The 21,410-nt window shown below is 73.0% G+C and carries 17 protein-coding genes; 9 read left to right on the top strand and 8 right to left on the bottom strand.

Translation table 11 applies throughout. The annotated features are described in order from the left end of the window. The 3 genes from ACFWOG_RS28020 to ACFWOG_RS28010 form a co-directional block, all read left to right on the top strand. Positions 1–603: PhoH family protein (locus ACFWOG_RS28020; protein ID WP_380361452.1), on the top strand; the 603-nt coding region annotated here is incomplete at its 5' end. A gap of 446 nt (positions 604–1,049) precedes the next feature. Further along, complete coding sequence (locus ACFWOG_RS28015; RefSeq protein ID WP_329949351.1) at positions 1,050–1,823, top strand: transglycosylase SLT domain-containing protein; 774 nt, start codon at positions 1,050–1,052, stop codon at positions 1,821–1,823. A 513-nt stretch (positions 1,824–2,336) separates the two neighbouring features. Beyond that, the gene (locus ACFWOG_RS28010) at positions 2,337–3,740 is read left to right on the top strand and encodes an AI-2E family transporter (RefSeq protein WP_380361450.1); all 1,404 of its coding nucleotides are present in this window, start codon (positions 2,337–2,339) and stop codon (positions 3,738–3,740) included. 87 nt (positions 3,741–3,827) lie between these two features. Here the strand turns inward: ACFWOG_RS28010 and ACFWOG_RS28005 are convergent, their stop codons facing one another. Beyond that, entirely contained in the window at positions 3,828–4,370 is a 543-nt protein-coding gene (locus tag ACFWOG_RS28005; RefSeq protein ID WP_329876167.1) for an alkyl hydroperoxide reductase, read from the bottom strand. Positions 4,371–4,373: 3 nt separating this feature from the next. Further along, positions 4,374–4,925, bottom strand: coding sequence for a peroxiredoxin (locus ACFWOG_RS28000; RefSeq protein WP_030397082.1), 552 nt, complete (start codon positions 4,923–4,925; stop codon positions 4,374–4,376). 192 nt (positions 4,926–5,117) lie between these two features. Between ACFWOG_RS28000 and ACFWOG_RS27995 the strand changes: the two genes are divergently transcribed. Further along, a complete protein-coding gene (locus ACFWOG_RS27995; protein WP_329949349.1) occupies positions 5,118–6,068 on the top strand; it encodes a LysR substrate-binding domain-containing protein in 951 nt (316 codons plus the stop codon). Between the two features lie 46 nt (positions 6,069–6,114). Here the strand turns inward: ACFWOG_RS27995 and ACFWOG_RS27990 are convergent, their stop codons facing one another. Beyond that, on the bottom strand, positions 6,115–6,741 hold the full coding sequence (locus tag ACFWOG_RS27990) for a TetR/AcrR family transcriptional regulator (protein WP_329876176.1): 627 nt from the start codon (positions 6,739–6,741) through the stop codon (positions 6,115–6,117). A gap of 157 nt (positions 6,742–6,898) precedes the next feature. Between ACFWOG_RS27990 and ACFWOG_RS27985 the strand changes: the two genes are divergently transcribed. Continuing rightward, the gene (locus ACFWOG_RS27985) at positions 6,899–9,160 is read left to right on the top strand and encodes an MMPL family transporter (protein WP_380361447.1); all 2,262 of its coding nucleotides are present in this window, start codon (positions 6,899–6,901) and stop codon (positions 9,158–9,160) included. Positions 9,161–9,259: 99 nt separating this feature from the next. Here the strand turns inward: ACFWOG_RS27985 and ACFWOG_RS27980 are convergent, their stop codons facing one another. From ACFWOG_RS27980 to ACFWOG_RS27970, 3 genes are all read right to left on the bottom strand, one after another. Next, on the bottom strand, positions 9,260–11,164 hold the full coding sequence (locus tag ACFWOG_RS27980; RefSeq protein ID WP_329949347.1) for a SpoIIE family protein phosphatase: 1,905 nt from the start codon (positions 11,162–11,164) through the stop codon (positions 9,260–9,262). 213 nt (positions 11,165–11,377) lie between these two features. After that, complete coding sequence (locus ACFWOG_RS27975; RefSeq protein ID WP_329949346.1) at positions 11,378–12,145, bottom strand: class I SAM-dependent methyltransferase; 768 nt, start codon at positions 12,143–12,145, stop codon at positions 11,378–11,380. Positions 12,146–12,747: 602 nt separating this feature from the next. Continuing rightward, the gene (locus ACFWOG_RS27970; RefSeq protein ID WP_380361444.1) at positions 12,748–15,726 is read right to left on the bottom strand and encodes a BTAD domain-containing putative transcriptional regulator; all 2,979 of its coding nucleotides are present in this window, start codon (positions 15,724–15,726) and stop codon (positions 12,748–12,750) included. Between the two features lie 197 nt (positions 15,727–15,923). Here ACFWOG_RS27970 and ACFWOG_RS27965 point away from each other — a divergent pair, with 197 nt between their 5' ends. Further along, complete coding sequence (locus tag ACFWOG_RS27965) at positions 15,924–16,211, top strand: hypothetical protein (RefSeq protein WP_329876186.1); 288 nt, start codon at positions 15,924–15,926, stop codon at positions 16,209–16,211. A gap of 266 nt (positions 16,212–16,477) precedes the next feature. On the opposite strand, the gene ACFWOG_RS27960 is transcribed toward ACFWOG_RS27965, so the two are convergent. Beyond that, entirely contained in the window at positions 16,478–16,909 is a 432-nt protein-coding gene (locus tag ACFWOG_RS27960) for a hypothetical protein (protein WP_380361441.1), read from the bottom strand. Positions 16,910–17,122: 213 nt separating this feature from the next. On the opposite strand from ACFWOG_RS27960, the gene ACFWOG_RS27955 reads away from it, so the two are divergent. Beyond that, on the top strand, positions 17,123–17,881 hold the full coding sequence (locus ACFWOG_RS27955) for a GntR family transcriptional regulator (protein WP_329876190.1): 759 nt from the start codon (positions 17,123–17,125) through the stop codon (positions 17,879–17,881). Between the two features lie 133 nt (positions 17,882–18,014). Here ACFWOG_RS27955 and ACFWOG_RS27950 read toward each other — a convergent pair whose 3' ends face one another. Then, positions 18,015–19,682 carry a fumarate hydratase gene (locus ACFWOG_RS27950; protein WP_380361439.1) on the bottom strand — a complete coding sequence of 556 codons (1,668 nt, stop codon included), beginning with the start codon at positions 19,680–19,682 and terminating at the stop codon, positions 18,015–18,017. A gap of 192 nt (positions 19,683–19,874) precedes the next feature. Between ACFWOG_RS27950 and ACFWOG_RS27945 the strand changes: the two genes are divergently transcribed. Together ACFWOG_RS27945 and ACFWOG_RS27940 are read left to right on the top strand one after the other, a co-directional pair. Then, positions 19,875–20,636 carry a DUF1707 domain-containing protein gene (locus tag ACFWOG_RS27945; RefSeq protein WP_380361456.1) on the top strand — a complete coding sequence of 254 codons (762 nt, stop codon included), beginning with the start codon at positions 19,875–19,877 and terminating at the stop codon, positions 20,634–20,636. A 348-nt stretch (positions 20,637–20,984) separates the two neighbouring features. Further along, positions 20,985–21,344 carry a WhiB family transcriptional regulator gene (locus ACFWOG_RS27940; protein WP_380361454.1) on the top strand — a complete coding sequence of 120 codons (360 nt, stop codon included), beginning with the start codon at positions 20,985–20,987 and terminating at the stop codon, positions 21,342–21,344. The last annotated feature ends 66 nt before the right edge of the window (positions 21,345–21,410 follow it).

Genomic DNA, 21,410 nt, shown 5'->3' with positions numbered 1-21,410 from the left:
CTGGACCTCCTGCTGGACCCGGAGGTCGGCATCGTCTCGATGGGCGGCCGGGCCGGGACGGGGAAGTCCGCGCTGGCGCTCTGCGCCGGGCTGGAGGCGGTCCTGGAGCGGCAGCAGCACCGGAAGGTGATGGTCTTCCGGCCCCTCTACGCGGTCGGCGGCCAGGAGCTCGGCTACCTGCCGGGCAGCGAGAGCGAGAAGATGAGCCCCTGGGCCCAGGCCGTCTTCGACACGCTCTCGGCCGTCACCACCCCGGACGTGATCGAGGAGATCATCTCCCGGGGGATGCTGGAGGTCCTGCCGCTGACCCACATCCGGGGGCGTTCCCTGCACGACGCCTTCGTGATCGTGGACGAGGCGCAGTCGCTGGAGCGAAACGTCCTGCTCACCGTGCTCTCCCGGATCGGCCAGGGCTCGCGGGTGGTCCTCACCCACGACGTCGCGCAGCGCGACAACCTCCGGGTCGGCCGCCACGACGGCGTCGTCGCCGTGGTGGAGAAGCTGAAGGGCCATCCGCTCTTCGCCCACATCACGCTGACCCGGTCGGAGCGTTCGCCGATCGCGGCCCTGGTGACCGAGATGCTGGAGGACATCCACCCCTGATCGGGGCGATCCAGTCATAGCGGGACAAAAAGGTCAATTCGCGGCGCGAGACCCGCTCCTGACGGAGCGGGTCTCGTCCCTTTCATCACATCGAGTGCTTTCTGTCCGGAGAACTCCGGCACGGTGAATGTGACATCCGCCACGCAACAGGGAATTGCGTCGACAGTGCCCCTTGCGGCATGGTGAGGGTTCTGTCAGGCCCCGCGTACGGCATGGCATGGCTTCCGGACGCCCGGAAGTCCGGCCCGGACGGTCCACCAACTCCGGTCAGTGGACGCACAATTGAACACCGATGAGCCGTACGCCGCCCGATCTCAACGCCCGGTCGCCTCACGTCGGCCGGACGCCGGGTCAGTACCTCCCGTGACCAGCACGTCCGGAGGGCAGCGCCAAGGGGCATGTTGCGCCCGTACGGTCACGCGTGGGCGATGCTGGAAGGAAACCATGTGACTCGGATCTCGGTCCGGGGAGTTGCTGTCGCCTCCGCCACCGCCGTCACCGCTGTTGGTGCCGTCGTGGGCATGGCCTCGGGCAGCGAGGGCAAGACGACGCAGACGGTCGATGTCGCCGGTGCGACCCTGCTTGCCGAAGTCCCCTCTGGCGCCCAGGCGCAGACCATCAGCGACAACATCGGCACGCAGGCAACCGCCCAGCAGGCCGCCGCCGACGCCGCCGCCAAGGCAGCCGCCGAGCAGAAGGCCGCCGAGGAGGCCGCGCGCCAGCAGGCCGCGGCCGACGCCCAGGCCAAGGCCGACGCCCAGGCCAAGGCCGAGGCGCAGGCCAAGGAGGCGCAGGCCAAGGCCGACGCGGAGAAGGCCGCCAAGGCGGCCGAGGAGAAGCGGAAGGCCGACGAGGCCGCCGCCAACCGCTCCAAGTCGCGCTCGGCGATGGCTGCCACCGACAACGCGGCTCCGCCGGTCTCGGTCAGCCCCGGCTCCGTCCAGGAGCTCGCCCAGCAGATCGTCGGCAACGACGCCCAGTTCCAGTGCTTCAGCCAGATCGTGAAGCGCGAGTCCGGCTGGAACTACACCGCCACCAACAAGAGCTCCGGCGCGTACGGCCTGGTCCAGGCGCTGCCCGGGACGAAGATGGCCTCGGCGGGCGCCGACTGGCGCACCAACCCGGCCACGCAGATCAAGTGGGGCCTCAGCTACATGAACAGCCGCTACGGCAGCCCCTGTGGCGCCTGGTCGTTCTGGCAGTCGCACCACTGGTACTAGGCCCACCGGCCGAGTACCGGGTCCACCGGCTTCACCACGGCCCCCGGCCGCGCGGACAGCGCGACCGGGGGCCGTGCCGTGTCGTCCGCGAACCGCTGCGAACCGTGAACCGCCGGGCCCTACCCGGGGGCGATCCGGCCCCGGCGCGAGCGGGCCGCGCCGCCCGGGCTGCGCTGACCAGTGCGCCCACGGGCGGTGCGGTCCTGGGTGCGGACGCGGGGCGCGGAGAGGGGTCCTGGTAGCTCTCCGCACCGGCCGGTCCGCCGACAGTTGGCTCCGGTCCCGACCGACTCCTCCCCGCTGCCCGACGCCTGAAACCACCCGAACTGCGTGGTTTCGCCCCGGTATCCCCACTCCGGCCGTGGCCCGTTCTCCGCCGGTGGGTACGAAGAACCCGCCCGCCCGGCGGACTCGGCGCGCCCCGGCCGGGTAGCGTCATCCCTGACGGCCGTGGCGGGACCCACGGCGTCCCGCCGGACACGGCGGGTCCGGCGGGGAGAAGTGGTAGCGAGCATGGCGCGGGGCGGAAAGGCTTTCAAGGCCGTGGCCAAGGGCATGGCCGTGGTGGCGAGCGCGGCCGCCGTGATCGAGCGGCGCCGACGGGCCGCGATGGCGGCCGACTTCCACGAATCCCTGCTCCTGGCGGCGCCCGCCGCCGCGGAGCTCCCGGCGCCGTTGCCGGCTCCCCGGGAGGAGGCGGCGCCTGTCGCTGCCGCCGCCGCACCGGCCGCCGCGGTCCCGCCGACCGCGTCCGGCGGGTCCGGTGGGTCCCACGGACACTTCGGGCGGCCCGCCACCCCCGCCGAGGCGGTGCCGTGGAGCCTGCGGGTGGCCGCCGAGTCCACCTGGCGGCTGCTGCTGCTCGGTGCCGCGCTGTACGTCGTCTTCTACATCGTCGACATGCTGCGGCTGGTCGCCTTCGCGGTGCTCGCCTCGCTGCTGATCTCCGCGTTGCTGGAGCCCACCGTCTCCTGGCTGCGCCGGCACGGCGTCCCGCGCTCGCTGGCCGCCGGTGGGGTGTTCATGAGCGGCCTGGCCGGAATCGGCCTGGTCGGCTGGTTCGTGGTCTGGCAGGTGACCACCAACCTGGAGACCGTCACCAGCAAGGTCAAGGCGGGCGTCGACCAGCTCCGGGACTGGCTGATCACCGGGCCGTTGCACCTGACCGAGCAGCAGATCACCGACTTCGCCAACCAGATCACCAAGGCGATCAGCACCAACACCGAGCAGATCACCTCGGCCAGCCTGACCGGCGCGCAGATCGCCGTCGAGGTGCTGACCGCCGTGCTGCTGGCCTTCTTCACCACCTTCTTCTTCCTCTACGACGGCGAGCGGATCTGGAACTGGGCGCTGCGGGGCCTGCCCCGGCACTCCCGGTACGCGATGGCCGGGGCCGGGCCGAAGGCCTGGGCGACGCTCACCGCCTACGTGCGCGGCACCGTCTGCGTGGCCTTCATCGACGCGGTCTGCATCGGCATCGGCATCCAGCTGCTCGGGGTGCCGATGGCGCTGCCGCTCGCCGTGATCATCTTCCTGGGCGCCTTCGTCCCGCTGGTGGGTGCGCTGGTCACCGGGACCGTCGCGGTGCTGATCGCCCTGGTCACCACCACGCCGTGGACCGCGCTGATGGTGCTGGTGGTGCTGATCGCCGTCCAGCAGCTGGAGGGACACATCCTCCAGCCGCTCATCCTCGGCCGGGCGGTCCGCGTCCACCCGCTCGGCGTGGTGCTGGGGGTGGCCGCCGGCTCCATCATCGGCGGCATCGGCGGTGCGATCGTCGCCGTCCCGCTGATCGCGGTCACCAACACCGTGGTCACCCACCTTCGCCGCCGCAACGAGGCGGGCCAGGCGGTCTTCACCGCCCTGGAGGCCGCCCGCGAGGCCGCGACCCGAGCCCCGGCACCACCGGCGTCGTAGTCGCCGCCCTCCCGGTACGCGAACGGGCCCCCGGGCGGACGTGGTGTCCGGCGCGGGGGCCCGTTCGGGGGTGGTGCGGGTGCGTCGTCAGGCGTTGACGGTCGCGAGCGCGGCCTCGGCGTCGAGGACGCCGGCGACGGCCTGGAGCACGGCGGCGATCTTCATCGAGGCCTGGATGACGTCGCGGTCGACGCCGGCCTTGCGGAGGACGCCCTCGTGCGAGTCGAGGCACTGGCCGCAGCCGTTGATCGCGGAGACCGCGAAGCACCAGAGCTCGAAGTCGACCTTCTCGACGCCCGGGGTGCCGATGATGTTCATCCGCAGACCGGCCCGCATGCTGCTGTACTCCTTGTCGGAGAGCAGGTGCAGCGTCCGGTAGTAGACGTTGTTCATCCCCATGATCGCGGCCGCGCCCTTGGCGGCGGTGTACGCCTCCGGGGAGAGGTTGGCCTTGGCCTCGGGCTCCAGCTCACGCAGCACGGCGGCGCTGCGGGTGGCCATCGCGCAGGAGAGCACGGTGCCCCAGAGCTGCTGGGCGGGGAGGTCGGAGTTGCCGATGACCGAGCCCAGGTTGAGCTTGAGGTCCTTGGCGTAGTCCGGGAGGGCGGACTTCAGGTCGTCGAGGGCCATGGGTCAGCCGGCCAGCAGGGCCTGGGCGTCGAGGGTGTCCTCGCCCTTGGTCCAGTTGCACGGGCACAGCTCGTCGGTCTGCAGGGCGTCCAGCACCCGCAGGACCTCCTTGGGGTTACGGCCGACGGAGCCGGCGGTCACCATGACGAACTGGATCTCGTTGTTCGGGTCCACGATGAAGACGGCGCGCTGGGCGGTGCCGTCCGCGGCCTCGACGCCGCAGGCGCGCATGAGGTCGTGCTTGACGTCGGCCAGCATCGGGAACGGCAGGTCGCGGAGGTCCTTGTGGTCCTTGCGCCAGGCGTGGTGGACGAACTCCGAGTCGCCGGAGACGCCGAGGATCTGGGCGTCGCGGTCGGCGAACTCGTCGTTCAGCTTGCCGAACGCGGCGATCTCGGTCGGACAGACGAAGGTGAAGTCCATCGGCCAGAAGAACACGATCTTCCACTTGCCCTCGTAGGACTTGTGGTTGATCTCGGCGAAGGCGTTCGCGGCGTCCAGGTCGACGCAGGCGTTGAGTTCGAACTCGGGGAACTTGTCACCGATCGTGAGCACGTTCGCTTCTCCTGAAGTGAGACTGAGGGGGGTTTGTCCGTTTTGCGGAACGGTCTCTACCATTCCACATCGTGGACTGATCAGGGAAATAGCTACACTCGATGTGTCTGATCGGAGAGAGTTATCAATACCCCCAAGCCCCCCTCCCGCCCCACGGGGCGCAGGGCTCCCGCCCGCAAACCCGAGGGCGCTGTGGCGAGTGCCACATCCCGCGCCCCCCGCACACCGACGGTCGCCCAGCTCAGGGCCTTCGTCGCGGTGGCCGAGCACCGGCACTTCCGGGAGGCCGCGGCGGCCACCGGGACCAGTCAGCCGGCGCTGTCCGCGGCGGTCGCGGCGTTGGAGGAGTCGCTGGGCGCGCAGCTGATCGAGCGTACGACGCGGAAGGTGATTATCACCCAGCTGGGGGAGCGCGTGCTCGAACACTCGCGCCGGGTGCTCGCCTCCCTGCAGGGGCTGACCGAGGAGGTGGAGGCCGCCCGCCGCCCGTTCACCGGGCCGCTGCACCTGGGCGTCATCCCGACCGTCGCGCCGTACCTGCTCCCGCCGGTGCTGCGGCTGGTCCGGGACCGCTACCCGGACCTGGAGCTGCACGTCCACGAGGAACGGACGTCGTCGCTGCTGGAGGGCCTGGCCGCCGGGCGGCTGGACGTGCTGCTGCTGGCGCTGCCGGCCGGCGGGGCCGCGCCGACCCGGGACATCCCGCTGTTCGACGAGGACTTCGTCCTGGTCACCCCGGCCGACCACGAGCTGGCCGGCCGGGTCGACGTGCCGCGCGACGTCCTGCTCGACCTGGACGTCCTGCTGCTGGAGGAGGGGCACTGCCTGCGCGACCAGGCCCTCGACATCTGCCGCGAGGTCGGCGCGGACCCGGCCGGCGCCACCACCAGGGCGGCCGGCCTCTCCACCCTGGTCCAGCTGGTCGCCGGCGGCCTCGGAGTGACCCTGCTGCCCGCCACGGCGCTGGACGTCGAGACGAGCCGCACCGACCGGTTGGCCGCCGTGCGCTTCGCCGCCCCGGCGCCGGGGCGGCGGATCGGGCTCGCCACCAGGCCGGGCTCGGCCCGCAGCGCCGAGTACGACCGGTTCGCCGTCTCGCTGCGCGAGGTGCTGGCCGAGCTGCCGGTCCGCCTGGTGCTCTGATGCTCCGAGGGGGCCGCGGATCGCGAGCCGGCCCGTCGGGCGCCCGTCAGGGCAGGCGGGCCGGTGCTCCCAGGCAGAGTCCGATCGTGGTGGCGATCAGCAGGTCGAGGGTGTGCAGCGCCACGGCGTCCGGTCGCTCGCCGGCCCGGCGCAGCACCATGTAGCGGTCGGTCAGCCCGTTGAAGCCGACCAGGAACAGGACCGCGATCTCGTCGGCGGGCACGGCCAGGGTCTGGCCGTGCGCCTCGGCGAGCGCGGTGAGCAGTTCGGCGGCGGTGCTCTCGATCTCGTGCTGGACCGCGCGCATGATCTCCTGGAGATCCGGGTCGCGCAGTGACAGCGCCGTGAACTCGGTGATCAGCGCGCACCGCCCGCCCTCGGCGACGGCGCTCTCCCAGAGTGCGTAGACCATGGTCCGCACCTGCTCGCCGAACGACCCGTCGCCGGGGGAGGCGGCGCGGACCTGGTGGATGAACTCCGCGGTCAGCTCCTCGACGACGGAGCGGTAGAGGTCCTTCTTGGTGCCGAAGGTGTAGTGCACCGTCGCCTGCGCCACGCCCAGCTCGGCCGCGATCGCCCGGGTGCTGCCGGCGGCGATCCCCTCCCGGGCCATCAGGTCGATGGCGGCCTGGATCAGTTGGGGGCGCCTTTCGGAGGCGGGGACATGTGCCATTGGGCCAGGGTATCGCCATGTTCAGACAACCTGATCGGACGAATGCGTCACAGGTTCGCGTCGAGCGACTTTGTCGCCCGACAAACTTGCGCGTACGGTGGTCCGAGACCTGTTCAGGCAGCCGCCTGCCTCGACCGACCCGATCGAAGGTGCCCGCATGGCCACGTACCTGTACCGCCTGGGCCGACTCTGCTTCCGCCGAAGGCGCACCGTGCTCGCCGTCTGGCTGGCCCTGCTGATCGCCGTCGGCGGCGCCGCGGGGGCGTTCGCGGGCAAGACCAGCGACGAGTTCAAGGTCCCCGGGACCGAGGCGCAGGCCACCCTGGACCGGATCACCGACACCTTCCCCGAGCAGGGCCACGGCTCCGCCCAGGTGGTCTTCGCCACCGACGGCGCCGGCGGCGTCGCGGCCCCGGACACCGCCAGGGCCGTCGGCGAGGCGGTCGGCCGGATCGCCGCCGTCCCCGGCGTCTCGGCCGCGCCCGACCCGTACGCCACCGGTGCGCTCTCCCCGGACGGCCGGGTCGCGCTCGCCCTGGTCTCCTTCGACCGCGAGCTCGGCGACATCACCGACCAGCAGCGCGACGCGGTCAGGGAGGCCGCCGAGCCGGCCCGCGCGGCCGGGCTGACCGTGGCCTTCGGCGGCGACGCGTACAACCGGATGGCACAGGTCGAGGGCGGCGAGGCGGTCGGTCTGGCGGTGGCCGGACTGGTCCTGGTGATGACCCTGGGCTCGCTGGTCGCGGCCGGGCTGCCGCTGGTCACCGCCCTGGTCGGGGTCGGGGTCGCACTCGCCGGGCTGCTGACGCTGGCCGGCTCGTTCGAGATCATCTCCACCGCGCCGGTGCTGGCCCTGATGGTCGGCCTCGCGGTCGGCATCGACTACGCCCTGTTCATCGTCTCCCGGCACCGGCGCCATCTCGCCGAGGGGCTGGAGCCGGACGAGGCCGCCGCCCGCGCCAACGCGACCGCCGGCAGCGCGGTGGTCTTCGCCGGCCTGACCGTCGTCGTCGCGCTGGCCGGGCTGGCCGTCGCCGGCGTGCCCTTCCTCACCGTGATGGGCCTCGCCGCCTCCGGCGCCGTGGTGGTCGCGGTACTGGTCGCGATCACCCTGCTGCCCGCGCTGCTCGGCTTCGCCGGGCGTGCCATCGACCGGCTGCCGGTCTGGCGGCGCGCGCTCCGGGCCCCCGACCGGACCACGCTCGGCGAGCGCTGGGCGGAACTGGTGGTCCGCCGCCCGCTGGTCGTCCTGCTCACCGGACTGACCGCCCTGGTCGCCCTCGCGGTGCCCGCCGCGAGCCTCACCCTCGGCCTGCCGGGCGGTGGCTCCCAGGCCAGGGGCACCGACGCCCGCACGGCCTACGACCTGATCGACCGAAGCTTCGGGCCCGGCTTCAACGCGCCGCTGGTGGTCGTCGTGGACACCGGGGGCGCCGCCCGGCCGGACGCCGCCGTGCAGGGCGTCGCCGAGAAGCTCTCCGGCCTGGACGGCGTCCGGACCCTGCTGCCGCCGGCCGTCGACGAGCCGAGCGGCACCACCCTGCTCACCGTCATCCCGAAGACCGGCCCGGACCACGCGGACACCCGGGACCTGGTCACCGAGATCCGCGACCAGCGGGACGGCCTCAAGGCCGCGACCGGGGCCCGGATCGACGTCACCGGCACCACGGCCGCCAACATCGACGTCTCCGCCAAGCTGACCGACGCGCTCCCGCCGTTCGTCGCCGTGATCGCGGGCATCGCGATGGTGCTGCTGGCGCTGGCCTTCCGTTCCGTCCTGGTGCCGCTCAAGGCGGTGGCCGGCTTCCTGCTCTCCATCACCGCCTCGCTCGGCGCCGTCGTGGCCGTCTACCAGTGGGGCTGGCTGGACGGCGTGATCGACGTGCCGAAGGTCGGCCCGGTGGTGAGCTTCGTGCCGATCCTGCTGATCGGCGTGCTGTTCGGGCTGGCGATGGACTACGAGCTGTTCCTGGTCTCCGGGATGAAGGAGCACCACGTGCACGGCATGGCCCCGCGGGAGGCCGTGGTGGCCGGGGTGAAGAACGGGGCCCGGGTGGTCACCGCCGCCGCGCTGATCATGATCGCGGTCTTCGGGTCCTTCGTCTTCGGCCACGACCCGATCGTCCAGCCGATCGGCTTCGCGCTCGCCGTGGGCGTGCTGGTGGACGCCTTCGTGGTGCGGATGGCCCTGGTGCCGGCCGCGATGGCGCTGTTCGGCAAGGCCGCGTGGTGGTTCCCGAAGAGCCTGGAGAGGGTGGTGCCGCGGGTGGACATGGAGGGTGAGCAGCTGCTGGCCCGACTGGAGAAGCCCGCGAACGGCGGTGCGAACGGCCACGTCGGCGACGAGAACGGCGACGAGAACGGCGGTGCGGCCGGCGGGGCGGCCGACGACGCCGGCCGGCCGGCCGCGCGGGTCTGATCGCCCGGCGCACGGGCCCGACGGGTCCGGACGGCCCGTGCGCGCGCGGCTCCCGGCGTACCCGGCCGGGAGTCGCCGCGGCGGCCGGACGGCCCCGGGCTACGGCAGTCGCTGCTCGAACCAGACGACCTTGCCGGTGCCCAGACGGGTGGCACCCCAGCGCTCCGCGCACCGGGCCACTATCTGCAGTCCCCGTCCGCGCTCGTCCTCCGGCCCGGTCCGGCGCGGCCGGGGCAGCAGCGGGCTGTCGTCCCCGACCTCGCAGCGCAGCCGGGACGTGCGGACCAGGCTCAGCGTGATCGGGCGGGTCGCGTGCTGGACGGCGTTGGTGACCAGCTCGCTGACCATCAGCTCGGTCGCCTCGGTGAGCTTCTCCAGACCCCAGCGGCGCAGGGTGTGCGCGACCAGCCGGCGGGCCCGCCCCGGTGTCTCGTTGCGCGGCTGGAGGTACCAGTGCGCGACGTCCCCGGCCGGGATGCCGTCGAAGCAGGCGGCCAGCAGGGCGATGTCGTCCCCGCGGTCGCCCGGCGGCAGGATGCGCAACGCCTCCTGGCAGAGGTTCTCGGGCGTGTGCCGGTGGGCGTTGGCGAGCCGGGCCCGGAGCAGTTCCAGTCCGTCGCTGAGGGGCCGGCTGCGGGTCTCCACCAGGCCGTCGGTGAACAGCAGCAGGGCCGAGCCGGGCGGCGCGGGGAGTTCGACGGAGGAGAAGTCGACACCGCCGACGCCGATCGGCGCACCCGACTCCAGGTCGAGGAGTTCGGCCGTCCCGTCCGGCTGGACGAGCACCGGCGGCACGTGGCCGGCGTTGGCGAGCACCACCCGGTTGGCGATCGGGTCGTACACCGCGTAGACGCAGGTGGCCAGGTGCTGTTCGCGGCCGAGCCGTTGGGCCTGTTCGTCCAGGTGGTACAGCACCTCGTGCGGCGGCAGGTCGAGCGCGGCCAGGGTCTGGGCGCTGGTGCGGAGCTGGCCCATGATGGCGGCCGAGGTGAGCGAGTGGCCCATCACGTCGCCGACGATCAGCGCCACCCGGTTGCCGGGCAGCGGCACGGCGTCGTACCAGTCGCCGCCGACCTGGGCGCCCCGCTCGCCGGGCAGGTAGCGCTGGGCGAGCCGGACGCCGTGCGGCTGGGGGAGGCGCAGCGGCAGCATGCTGCGCTGGAGCTCGTTGGCTATCTCCCATTCGCGGGCGTACCGGAGCGCGGTGTCGACGGCCAGCCCGGCCTGGGTGGCGAGGTGGGCGGCGGTCGCGGTGTCGGCGGCGTCGAAGGAGGGCCGGCCGGTCCGTTCGGGAGGCCGGCGGATGAGCACCAGCAGGCCGAGCACGGCCTTCCGTCCGCGCAGCGGCAGGGCGAGGACGGACGTCCCGGGGCCGAGCCGGGAGAGACCGCGCGCGCCGTACAGCTCGCGCAGCAGCTCGGTGGTGCGGGCGCTGCCGGAGTCGTCGGTCGCGCCGAGGACGACCGGCTCGGCCGGGCGGCGGCTGAGCAGGGTGTGGGCGAGCGCGCCGCCGCGGGTGACCGGGGTGGCCGGCCCGGTGTCGGCGGTGGAGCGGGCGCCGTACCGGCTGCCGTAGTGCGAGCCGTACCGGGAGTCGCGGCGGTCGTCGCCGGCCGGGCGGCCGCGGCGGCCCAGCCGGGTGCCGTGGCTGTGGTGGATCCGCAGCTGCTCCGGGAAGCCGGGTTCGCGCTCGACGTTGGGCAGCGGGTCGCGCAGGTGGACGACGGCGGCGTCGGCGAGGGTCGGCACGAGGACGCGGCAGACGTTGCGCAGGGTCGCGGCCAGGTCGAGCGCGCTGTTGATCCGCCGGGTCGCGGAGTCGAGGTAGGCCAGGCGCTCGGCGACCCGGTCGTGGCCGTCCGATCCGGTCCCGGGGCCCGCCTCCGGCCCGGTCCCCGCCTCCGGCGCGGGTCCGGTCCCCGGATCCGGCTGGGCCGGCGGCGACCGGCGCGGGCTGGGCAGGGCAGGCGGCTGTCCGGCCTCGGATTTGAGCTGGTCGCGCACGGGTGCCTGTCCTGGGATCGGTTCGGTCTGTTGGTCTGTCTGTGGTGTGACGCTTCCGGGGTGTCCCGGTTCCGGGCCGCAGGTCCTCGGCCCTCGTTCATCCTCGTCGTTCGCGGCCGGTCCGCCGGTTCCCGTCCCGCCCGTCTCCTGTCCCGCCCGTCTCCCGCGCCGCCCCGACCGCGCCCGTCCCGACCTGCCGGCCCCGACCGCGTGTCAGCCGACCCGCCGACAGCAGAGGAACAGCTGCTCCTCCGGCGGCAGCGAGGTGCTGGCGGGTGCGTACGGGTGCCCCACCTGCTCCTCGACGGCGAAGCCGGACGCCACCAGGACCCGTTCGAGATCCTCCCGCAGGTATCCGCTGATCCGTAGCTCGCGCCCCAGGAACGGCAGCGGAACGTGGTCCAGGTCGGCCTCGACCATACCGAGCGCGAGGACCCCGCCGGGACGCAGCAGGGTGCGCAGCCGGGTCAGCACGGTGGGGATCTCGTCCTGGGGGAGGAGGATCAGGGAGAAGAAGGCGGTGACGGCGTCGAACGTGCCCTGCCCGCGGGGGCCGAGCTCCGGTGCGTTCCAGGCCCGGTCGGCGCGGTCGGTCGCCAGGTCGTACATGTCGATGCGGTGGAGGACCGGCGGGTGCGGCCCCGGGAAGCGCGACTCCCGGGCCAGGGCCAGCATGACGTCCGACAGGTCCGTTCCGGTGACCCGCATGCCGGCCGCGCCCAGCTGCCGGACGGTCGGTTCGCCGCTGCCGCAGCCGACGTCCAGGACGGCGGCACCCGGTTCGAGCCGGGCCAGCAGGCGGGCGCCGCAGGCCAGCTGGCCGTCCTTCGCGGGGAACGCCTCGCCGTAGCCGGAGCCGATGGTGTCGAAGGCGACAGCCTGCAGGGCGCGTTCGGCACGACGGCGCAGGACGTCGGGCCCGCCGTCGCCGTCCGCGTCCCCGTCGACGGGGAACGGATCGGATATCTGTCCGGTCGTCACGATTGAGAGGCACCTTTCCACCCGGGCCTCCGGTCGGCTGGACGAGGCGCGAGGCCGGGCTGCCGTCCTCCCGGCGCCCGCGCTGCCCCGCCGGCCTGCTGCCGGTGGCGGTACGTCACGCTCCCCGCGTCACACTGTCACGTTGACTGCCCTCTGACACTTTGCACAGACTCTTTGCACAGGGACACTCTGCACCGTGGGAGCGTCGCCGCGCTGCCTTTTCCGGATGCTCCACCGGAGAAGTGCACTCGTGTGTGTACTGGCATCCGAGAATATGCGTGATCACTCCGCCATGGGGTCCGTTTTCGGCCAACTCGTGGTGGTTGGCCGGAGCTGCCCCCCGCCCCGGGAGCGCGGGGTCGCGGGCCGGGGTGGTGCGGTGCGACCCCGCGCGCCGGGCAGTTCGGCCGTACGACCGCGCCGACCTGGGACTTCGTCGATCCGTGAGCGGACTTCCGGGCGTTTATCGAACGTCAATCGGTCCGGTGCACAGTGGTGTCAGCGCCGGGGAAGCGTTGAAGGCGCTCCCGCAGCCGGGGGGCTGCGGGAGCGCCGAACGCCTACGGGAAGGTCTCCAGGGGGGCGATCGGGGGATTGGAGACCTACGGCGCGGGGGGAGAGAGGGGCTCGGTGTGCTGCTGGGAGATGAGGTCCGCCACGGGGGAGGCCTCGGGCACACCGAGCCGCGTGAAGACGGCGTGGGCCTCCCGCAGGCACGCCAGTCCACGGGCGGGCTGGGCGAGGCCGAGCAGCGCCCCGCCCAGCGCGGCGTTGGCGAGGCCCTGGCAGTAGGCGGAGTCCATCTCGTGCCCGATGGCGAGGGACTCCTCCGCCGTCTCGGCCGCCTCGGCCTGCTGGCCGGCGGCGAGGAGGGACGAGGAGAGGCGGGCGAGGGTGTAGCCCTCGCGCAGCCGGTTCTGCTGGGACTGGTAGAGCCGGTGCGACTCGCGCAGGTGCTCGGCGGCGGTGGCCGGGTCGTCGGCGGAGGAGAGGACGACACCGAGTTGGTACAGCGTGTCGGCCAGGCAGGGGCCGTTCTTGGACGCGCGGGCGGTGCCGACGGCGTCCGTGACGGAGCGGACGGCCGTTTCGAGCATGCCGAGACCGAGCTGGGCCCGGGCCATGTTGCCGAGCAGCCGGGCCTCGCCGATCGGTGCGCCGACCACGCGGCTGATGGCGAGGGCCAGTTCGAAGAACGGCAGCGCCTCGGCGGGCCGGTTGGCCAGGCTGAGGATGATCCCCAGGTCGTTGGCGGCGGCGGAGCGCAGGACGGTCATGTCCTCGGCGTCCTGGAGGTCCAGACTCTTGCGCAGGGACTGCTCGGCGCTCTGGAAGTCGTTGGTGATCGACTGCAGCGTGCCGAAGGCGAAGTGCACCCGGGCGAGGGCGGCGGAGTCCGCGTGCGAGGTGGCGTTCCGGTCGGCGGCTTCCAGCACGTGGCGCACCCGGGAGCCGTGCGTCGGGTCCTCGACCAGGCTGTTCAGGACGATCAGCAGGTCGACGGCGGGCCGCAGCAGTTCGCTCGGTCCCTGGACGGCGGCCTCGACCGAGCTGAGCAGCAGGGCGGTCTCGGTCCGCAGCCACTCCTGGGCGAAGTCGCTGGTGATCAGCGGGATGCCGATCGACGCGGGCGGGTTCAGCGGTTCGGGCAGCTGGTCGTCGGGCTCGACGGCCTGCGCCGCGTTGCGGACGGTCGCGAGCAGCAGGTCGAGCAGGCGCCGGAGGGCGGCCTGCTGCTCCCCGGTGTCGTCCGCCCGCTCGTTCTGGCGCTGCGCGTACAGCCGGAGCAGGTCGTGGTACCGGTAGCGGCCCGGCGAGAAGGTCTCCAGCATGTTGGCCTCGACGAGGGCCTCGGCGAGGTCCTCCGCCTCGGTCTCCTCGACGCCGAGCAGCGCCGTCACCGCCGCCAGCGGCAGGTCGGGCGAGTCCACGACCGAGAGCAGCCGGAAGGCGCGGGCCTCGGCGGCGGACAGTTGCCCGTAGCCGAGGCCGATGGTGGTTTCCACGGCGAGGTTGCCCAGTTGGAGTTCGTCCAGGCGGCGCCGTTGGTCGGCTAAGCGGCGGGCGAGGTCCGAGACGCTCCACCGGGGCCGGCTGGCGAGCCGGGCGGCGGCGATGCGGACGGCGAGCGGAAGGAATCCGCAGGCGGTCACGACCGCCATGGCCGCTTCGGGTTCGGCGGCGACGCGCTGGTCGCCGACGATCGCGGAGAAGAGCGCCAGCGCCTCCTCGGGCGTCAGCTCCTCGACGTCCACGAGGTGCGCGCCGGGGATGCCGGCCAGCCGGGAACGGCTGGTGGCGAGCACGGCGCACCCGGAGACGCCCGGGATGAGCGGTCGGATCTGCTCGGCGTCCTGGGCGTTGTCGAGCAGGATCAGCATCCGCCGGCTGGCGAGCAGCGACCGGTAGAGGGCCGCGCGCTGCTCCAGCGAGTCGGGGTTCTCGGTGACGCCGAGGGCGTGCAGGAAGTCGCCGAGCACCACGGCCGGATCGGCGGGCGAGGCGCCCGCGCCCCGGAGGTCGACGTACAGCTGCCCGTCCGGGAACTCGGCGCGGACCCGGTGGGCGACGTGCACGGCGAGGGTGGTCTTGCCGACGCCGCCGATGCCGGCCAGCGAGGTGACGACCACGGCCTGGCCGGTGGCGTTCATGAGGACGGTGGAGAGGTCGGCGACCATCTCCGAGCGTCCGCTGAAGTCGGAGACGTCCGCCGGCAGTTGGGCCGGGGCGGGTTGTGCGGCCGGGCCGTCCTCGCGGGCGACGGGCACGGGTGCGGTGACGGCCGGCAGGGTCAGCGCCGGGTCGGCCGCGAGGATGCGGGCGTGCATCGCGGAGAGCCCCGAGCCCGGCTCGACGCCGAGTTCGTCGATCAGCAGCTTGCGGGTGTCGGTGTAGACGCCGAGCGCCTCGGCCTGCCGTCCGCACCGGTAGAGCGCGAGCATCAGCAGTTCGCGCAGCCGCTCCCGGAGCGGGTGTTCGGCGGTGAGCGAGTTCAACTCGCCGACCACCTCGGCGTGCAGGCCGATGTCGAGCGCGATCGTGCACCGGTCCTCGGCGACGGCGATCTGCCGCTCGGCGAGCCGGAGCCGCTGCGCGTCCGCGTACGGGCCGGGGACGCCGGTGAGCGGGCGGCCGGCGAACAGGCCGAGCGCACGGACCAGGAGGTGGTGGGCCTTGTCGAGGTCGCCGCCGGCGCGGGCGGTCGCGGCCTCGGTGGCGAGCTGCTCGAAGACGGTCAGGTCGAGGGCCCGGCCCGGGATGTGCAGGGCGTAGCCGTCGGCGATCGAGATCAGCAGCTCGGCGGGCGCGCGCACTTCGCGGCGGGGCTCGATGACCGTGCGCAGCCGGGACACGTAGGTCCGCAGCGCCGCGATGGCCTGGGCCGGCGGCCGGTCGCCCCAGAGGCCGTCCACCAGGTCCTGGGTGGTGACCGGGCGTCCGGCGTGCAGCAGGAGGGTGGTGAGGACGGCCTGTTGCTGGGGAGAGCCGAGTGCGAGCTGCTTGCCGTCGAGCCAGGCCTGGACCGGACCGAGTACCTGGAAGCGCAGCGCCGGTGCAGGCGGCGTCTCCCGAAACTCCATGAAGTCCCCCGATGGCCTGGTGTCGATGATCCCGGTAGGGCGCTCGGCGGTCCGCCGTTGTGTGGTGGCTTCAGCTTAGGCGGAGGGCCGACTCTGCCGGACGGCACGGTAAGCCGCACGATGTTTATCGGACATTTAATCAACCCTACGATACTGACCGCGGGCCCGCGCCAAGCCGGTGGGGCAGAAGACATGTGATGACCGAAAGGCAGCCGCCCATGGCCAACAACCAGAGCGAGACCCCCGCGCCGACGACGCCGGCCGAGGACGCCGTCTCCGTGGAGGCGGGCGAGGCCGTCGAGGGCGCGGTGGCCGCGACCTCGAACCCGGCCGAGTACACCGAGCCGACCGCCGCGCAGAAGGCGGACCTGGAGGACGACCTCTTCGGTGACGAGGCCGCGTACGTGGTGGAGCCCGACGCTTCGGCCGACGGCGTGCACGGCACGGACCGCGAGCCGCAGGGCATCATCTCCAGCCACCCGTAGGCGCGGACGCTCCGCACCCGCCGCTCACCAGGGGGGAACCCGTGTGAACAGGCTCCGTCGCCTCGCGGTCGTCGCCGTCTCGACGATCGTGGTGACCACCGGCTGTGTCGTGACGGCCGCCGGCGCCTCCGCCGGCATCATCACCGGTCACCCGTAGCCCACCAGCACCCGAGTGCCCCACCCCGCAGGACGGGGTGGGGCACTCGCCGTCCCGCCCGTGACCGCTCCGGCCCGGCCGGCGCGGGTGCCGGCCCGGCCGGTGGAGGTCACCAGCCGCCCGCGGCGGCGGCCGAGGCGCCCGGCCCCGTCCGGTGCTCCGGCGGGCGCCCGCGGTCGGGTTCGGGGGCGTGCCTGCCGGTGCCCCGTGGCCGGATCTCGCCGTCCGTCCTGCCGGTCCGTTCGGCCTGCCGCCCGATCCGGCCCCGGACCGCCGGTCCGGTGTCCCCGGCCCCGGTACCGCAGGGTCGTTCGTGTCCGGCGGCCCCGAGCGCTCCGAGCGCCGCGAGGGACGCCCCGGCGCCGGCCGGGCCGATGTGTCCGGGGTCGGCGGTCCACTCGCAGCCGCCGTCCGGTGGGCGGAGATAGTGCTCCCCGCCGATGGTGTCCATGTAGATGCCGGTGCGTCCGGTCCTGGTGTCGAGGACGAGTTCACCCACTCGCGGCCGGTAGGCCGCGGCGTTGCGCTTACGGGTGCTCACCGCAGTGCTCCTTGCTCCGGTGCGGGCGCGGCGCCGGTGCGGCCGCCCCTGGTCGCTGTCGTGGCTTGGCTCGGTTCGGCTCTGCTCGGCGACTACCCAGCATCTCTAGAGAAGCTAATATCTCTAGAGATGTCAACGGCCTGACCGGTCCGATCGGCTTACCGGAGGCCGCGAACGCGCCTACGATTTCCGGCGAGGACGAGGGAGCAGGCGATGGCCGGCAGCAGTGGCGACAAACAGCCCAAGTACCAACGGATCGCCGACACCCTGAAGGCGGCCATCGACGCGGGCGAGTACCGCGCCGGCGACCGGCTACCGGGCGAGAACGACCTCATGGACGCGTACAGCGTGGCCCGGATGACGGCCCGTCAGGCGCTCGGCGTCCTGCAGAGCGAGGGCATCGTGGAGGCGCGCAGGGGCTCGGGGGTGTTCGTCCGGGACTTCCGGCCGCTGCGGCGGCGCGGGATCCAAAGGCTCGCGCAGGGGCAGTGGGGGTCCGGCCGCTCGATATGGTCGGCGGACATCGACCGGCGGAACCTGGTCGTCGACCAGGTCTCGGTCACCGAGCAGGGGGCGCCGGACCACGTGGCGCGGGTGCTGGGCGTCGACCCGGGTGCGCCGATGTGCGTGCGGCACCGGCGGTTCGTCCTGGACGGCAAGCCGGTGCTGCTGTCGACGTCCTACCTGCCGGCCGGCCTGGTCGCGGGGACGGCGATCACCCGCGAGGACACCGGCCCGGGCGGCACGTACGCGCGGCTGGCGGAGATCGGGGCCAAGCCGGTGCACTTCCGCGAGGAGGTCCGGTCCCGGATGCCCGGCGCGGAGGAGACCGCGCGGCTGGAGCTGTCGGCGGGCACCCCGGTGATCCTCATCTGCCGGACGGCCTTCGCCGACGAGGGCCAGGTCGTCGAGCTGAACGAGATGATCCTCGACGCCGCGTCCTACGTGCTGGAGTACGACTTCGACGCGTGACCCCGGCGGCCCCGGCGGCGGCACAGGCACCGCCGGCACCGGCGGCACGCCGACGGCGACGCCCCGGTCGCGGGGTGCGCGACCGGGGCGTCGTCCGGGGCGTCGTTCGGGTGTCCGGGGGTCCGGGTGTCCGTTACTCCTTGGAGCGGACCCGCAGGCTGGTGATCAGGGGGCCCTCGGTGGTCTCCCGGAAGAAGTCGTTGCCCTTGTCGTCCACCACGACGAACGCCGGGAAGTCCTCGACCTCGATCCGCCAGACGGCCTCCATGCCCAGCTCGGCGTACTCCAGGACCTCGACCTTCTTGATGCAGTCCTGGGCGAGGCGGGCGGCCGGGCCGCCGATGGAGCCCAGGTAGAAGCCGCCGTGCTCGGCGCAGGCGTCGGTGACCTGCTTGGAGCGGTTGCCCTTGGCCAGCATGACCATCGAGCCGCCGGCGGCCTGGAACTGGTCGACGTAGGAGTCCATCCGGCCGGCGGTCGTCGGGCCGAACGAACCGGAGGCGAAGCCCTCGGGGGTCTTGGCCGGGCCGGCGTAGTACACCGGGTGGTCCTGGAGGTACTTGGGCATGCCCTCGCCGGCGTCCAGGCGCTCCTTGATCTTGGCGTGCGCGATGTCGCGGGCGACGACGAGCGTGCCGGTGAGCGAGAGCCGGGTCTTCACGGGGTACTTGGACAGCTCGGCCCGGATCGAGGACATCGGCTGGTCGAGGTCGATGCGGACCACGTCGTCGTCGAGGTGGTCGTCGGTGGTGTCCGGCAGGTACTTGGCCGGGTCGGTCTCCAGCTGCTCCAGGAAGACGCCCTCGGCGGTGATCTTGCCGAGCGCCTGGCGGTCCGCCGAGCAGGAGACGGCCATCGCGACCGGCAGCGAGGCGCCGTGGCGCGGCAGGCGGACGACGCGCACGTCGTGGCAGAAGTACTTGCCGCCGAACTGGGCGCCGATGCCGATCTTCTGGGTCAGTTCGGTGACCTTGGCCTCCAGCTCCAGGTCCCGGAAGCCGTGCCCGGTCTTCGCGTCGCCCTCGGTCGGCAGCTGGTCGAGGTAGTGCGCGGAGGCGTACTTGGCGGTCTTCAGCGCGAACTCGGCGCTGGTGCCGCCGATCACGATCGCCAGGTGGTACGGCGGGCAGGCCGCGGTGCCCAGCGAGCGGATCTTCTGCTCCAGGAAGGCGAGCATGCTCGCCTCGTTGAGGATCGCCTTGGTCTCCTGGTACAGGTACGACTTGTTGGCGGAGCCGCCGCCCTTGGCCATGAAGAGGAACTTGTAGGCGTCGCCGTCGGCGGCGTACAGCTCGATCTGGGCCGGCAGGTTGTTGCCGGTGTTCCTCTCGTCCCACATGGTGACCGGGGCCATCTGGGAGTACCGCAGGTTGAGCTTGGTGTACGCGTCGTAGACGCCGCGCGCGACGGCGGCCTCGTCGCCGCCGGACGTCAGCACGTTCTGGCCGCGCTTGCCCATGACGATGGCGGTGCCGGTGTCCTGGCACATGGGCAGGATGCCGCCGGCCGAGATGTTGACGTTCTTCAGCAGGTCCAGCGCGACGAAGCGGTCGTTGGGGCTGGCCTCCGGGTCGTCCAGGATGCGGCGCAGCTGGGCGAGGTGGGCGGGGCGGAGGTAGTGCGAGATGTCGTGCATCGCCTCGGCGGTGAGCAGCCGCAGGGCCTCGGGCTCGACCTGGAGGAAGGTGCGCCCGCCGGCCTCGAAGGTGGAGACACCCTCGGAGGTGAGCTTGCGGTAGGGGGTCGGGTCAGCGCCCAGGGGGAGCAGGTCGCTGTACTCGAAGTCTGGCGTGGGAGCCATCGGGGCGGTCCTTAGGTATCCAGTGTTCCGGCTGCGTCGGCGAAGCACCCTCAAGGGCGGAAGCACCCTCAAGGGTAGGACCCGCGCGAACGAAGCACGCGGACAGGTAAGCCTGCGTGACCGGCGTCACCCGCACGTGCGTACGAGGCTTGCCCCGGTGGCTAGGCTTGCCCCGTGGACAACTCGCCGTCGATGGACGATCAGAAGGACGACCGGGGGGCGTCGCCCGTGCCGCGGGGGCAGTCGCCGATACCGATGACCAAGCCGGCGGCGAAGCCGCCCGCCGGAGCCGGCCACGCGCCGGTGGCGCAGGCCGAGATGCGGGCCTCGGACGCCGACCGCGAACGGGTGGCGGAGCTGCTGCGCGACGCCTACGCCGAGGGGCGGTTGGACGTCGACGAGCACGCCGAGCGGATCGAGGCGGCCTACTCCGCCAAGACCCTCGGCGAACTCGTGCCGCTCACCCGGGACCTCCCGGTGCACACGGAGGTCTCCTTCGAGAAGCCGCCGCTGGGTTCCGCGGCCGGCGGCGCCCCGCGCCAGAACGGTCCGGTGCGGCTGCCGGCCCGGACGGAGGCGCCGACGATGCTGGCGGTCTTCGGCGGATCGTCCCGCAAGGGCCGCTGGCGGGTGGGGTCGAACCTGCGGGCGGTGGCGATCTTCGGCGGGGTGGAGATCGACCTGACCGACGCCGTCTTCGAGTCGCCCGAGGTGGTGATCGAGGTGGTGGCGATCTTCGGCGGGGTGGAGATCAAGGTGCCGGAGAACGTCAGCCTGCACGGCAGCGGCGTCGGCATCTTCGGGGGCTTCGACGTCAAGGAGCAGACCGCCGCCGATCCCTACGCGCCGGTGGTGCGGGTGAAGGGCACCGCGGTCTTCGGCGGCTGCGAGGCGAAGCCGCGCAAGGGCAAGAAGCTCAAGGAGTGGGTGCGCAAGCAGCTCGGCGCCGACTGATTCGCGTACGGACCGCGTCCCGTGTGCCCGGCCGGAGTCAACTCCCGGCCGGGCACTCGACGTTGCCTCGGGTGCACGCTGTAGTCGATTGCGTGCAGTGTGCATGAATCGCGGCGCCGTGGGGTAGTTCCTCTGGCACATCGCTTCTTGTACGGCTGCGTACCGGAGGCGGCCTGAGGCCGGCCCGGGGGGTGTGAGGAACGGGGGCCCGCAGCCCGCAGGGGAGCGAGCTTCCCCGTGTCCGAGAGCCTCGTCAGGAGTACGGCCGTGCTGCATCCGATCGAGTCCCGCACCACCTCGCCCGCCGCCCCGTCGTCGGCCACGCCGCCGTCCGCCGCCGCTTCGCCGGTGGTCGCGGCGGCCCGGCTGCTGGAACGGCGCCCGGCTCCGCAGCCGGCGGGTGAGGACAATCCGTGGCACACCGCCGCGGCCTGCCGACGGGACGAGGTGGGCCTGTTCTTCGCACCGTCGAAGGAACCGACGGCCGCCCGGCTGTCGCGCGAGGAGCAGGCGAAGCAGGTGTGTGCCCGCTGCCCGGTGCTCCTGGAGTGCCGGGAGCACGCGCTGGCGCAGCCGGAGCCGTACGGGGTGTGGGGCGGTCTGACGGCGGCCGAGCGGCGGGTCGTGCTGGCGCGCCGCCGCCGCCGTGACGTGGAACTGTGCGAGACGGCCCGGGTGCCTGCTCCGCGCCGCCGGATCGCGGGCTGACGCCCGGTCGGGACCGCGAACGCCCGCGGCCTCGGCGACGGGGGATTTCGCCGAGGCCGCGGGCGC

It is taken from the genome of Kitasatospora sp. NPDC058406 (assembly GCF_042722765.1).
In the GTDB taxonomy this organism is placed as follows: domain Bacteria; phylum Actinomycetota; class Actinomycetes; order Streptomycetales; family Streptomycetaceae; genus Kitasatospora.
The sequence above is the reverse complement of the archived record's forward strand: the minus strand, read 5'-3'. Positions and strand labels throughout refer to the sequence as shown.

Bases quoted from the DNA above. Each gene is read 5' to 3' on its own strand.
- ACFWOG_RS28010 (WP_380361450.1), top strand. From the start codon at position 2,337: ATGGCGCGGGGCGGAAAGGCTTTCAAGGCCGTGGCCAAGGGCATGGCC.
- ACFWOG_RS28005 (WP_329876167.1), bottom strand. From the start codon at position 4,370: ATGGCCCTCGACGACCTGAAGTCCGCCCTCCCGGACTACGCCAAGGAC.
- ACFWOG_RS27990 (WP_329876176.1), bottom strand. From the start codon at position 6,741: ATGGCACATGTCCCCGCCTCCGAAAGGCGCCCCCAACTGATCCAGGCC.
- ACFWOG_RS27985 (WP_380361447.1), top strand. From the start codon at position 6,899: ATGGCCACGTACCTGTACCGCCTGGGCCGACTCTGCTTCCGCCGAAGG.
- ACFWOG_RS27970 (WP_380361444.1), bottom strand. From the start codon at position 15,726: ATGGAGTTTCGGGAGACGCCGCCTGCACCGGCGCTGCGCTTCCAGGTA.
- ACFWOG_RS27965 (WP_329876186.1), top strand. From the start codon at position 15,924: ATGACCGAAAGGCAGCCGCCCATGGCCAACAACCAGAGCGAGACCCCC.
- ACFWOG_RS27955 (WP_329876190.1), top strand. From the start codon at position 17,123: ATGGCCGGCAGCAGTGGCGACAAACAGCCCAAGTACCAACGGATCGCC.
- ACFWOG_RS27950 (WP_380361439.1), bottom strand. From the start codon at position 19,682: ATGGCTCCCACGCCAGACTTCGAGTACAGCGACCTGCTCCCCCTGGGC.
- ACFWOG_RS27945 (WP_380361456.1), top strand. From the start codon at position 19,875: ATGGACGATCAGAAGGACGACCGGGGGGCGTCGCCCGTGCCGCGGGGG.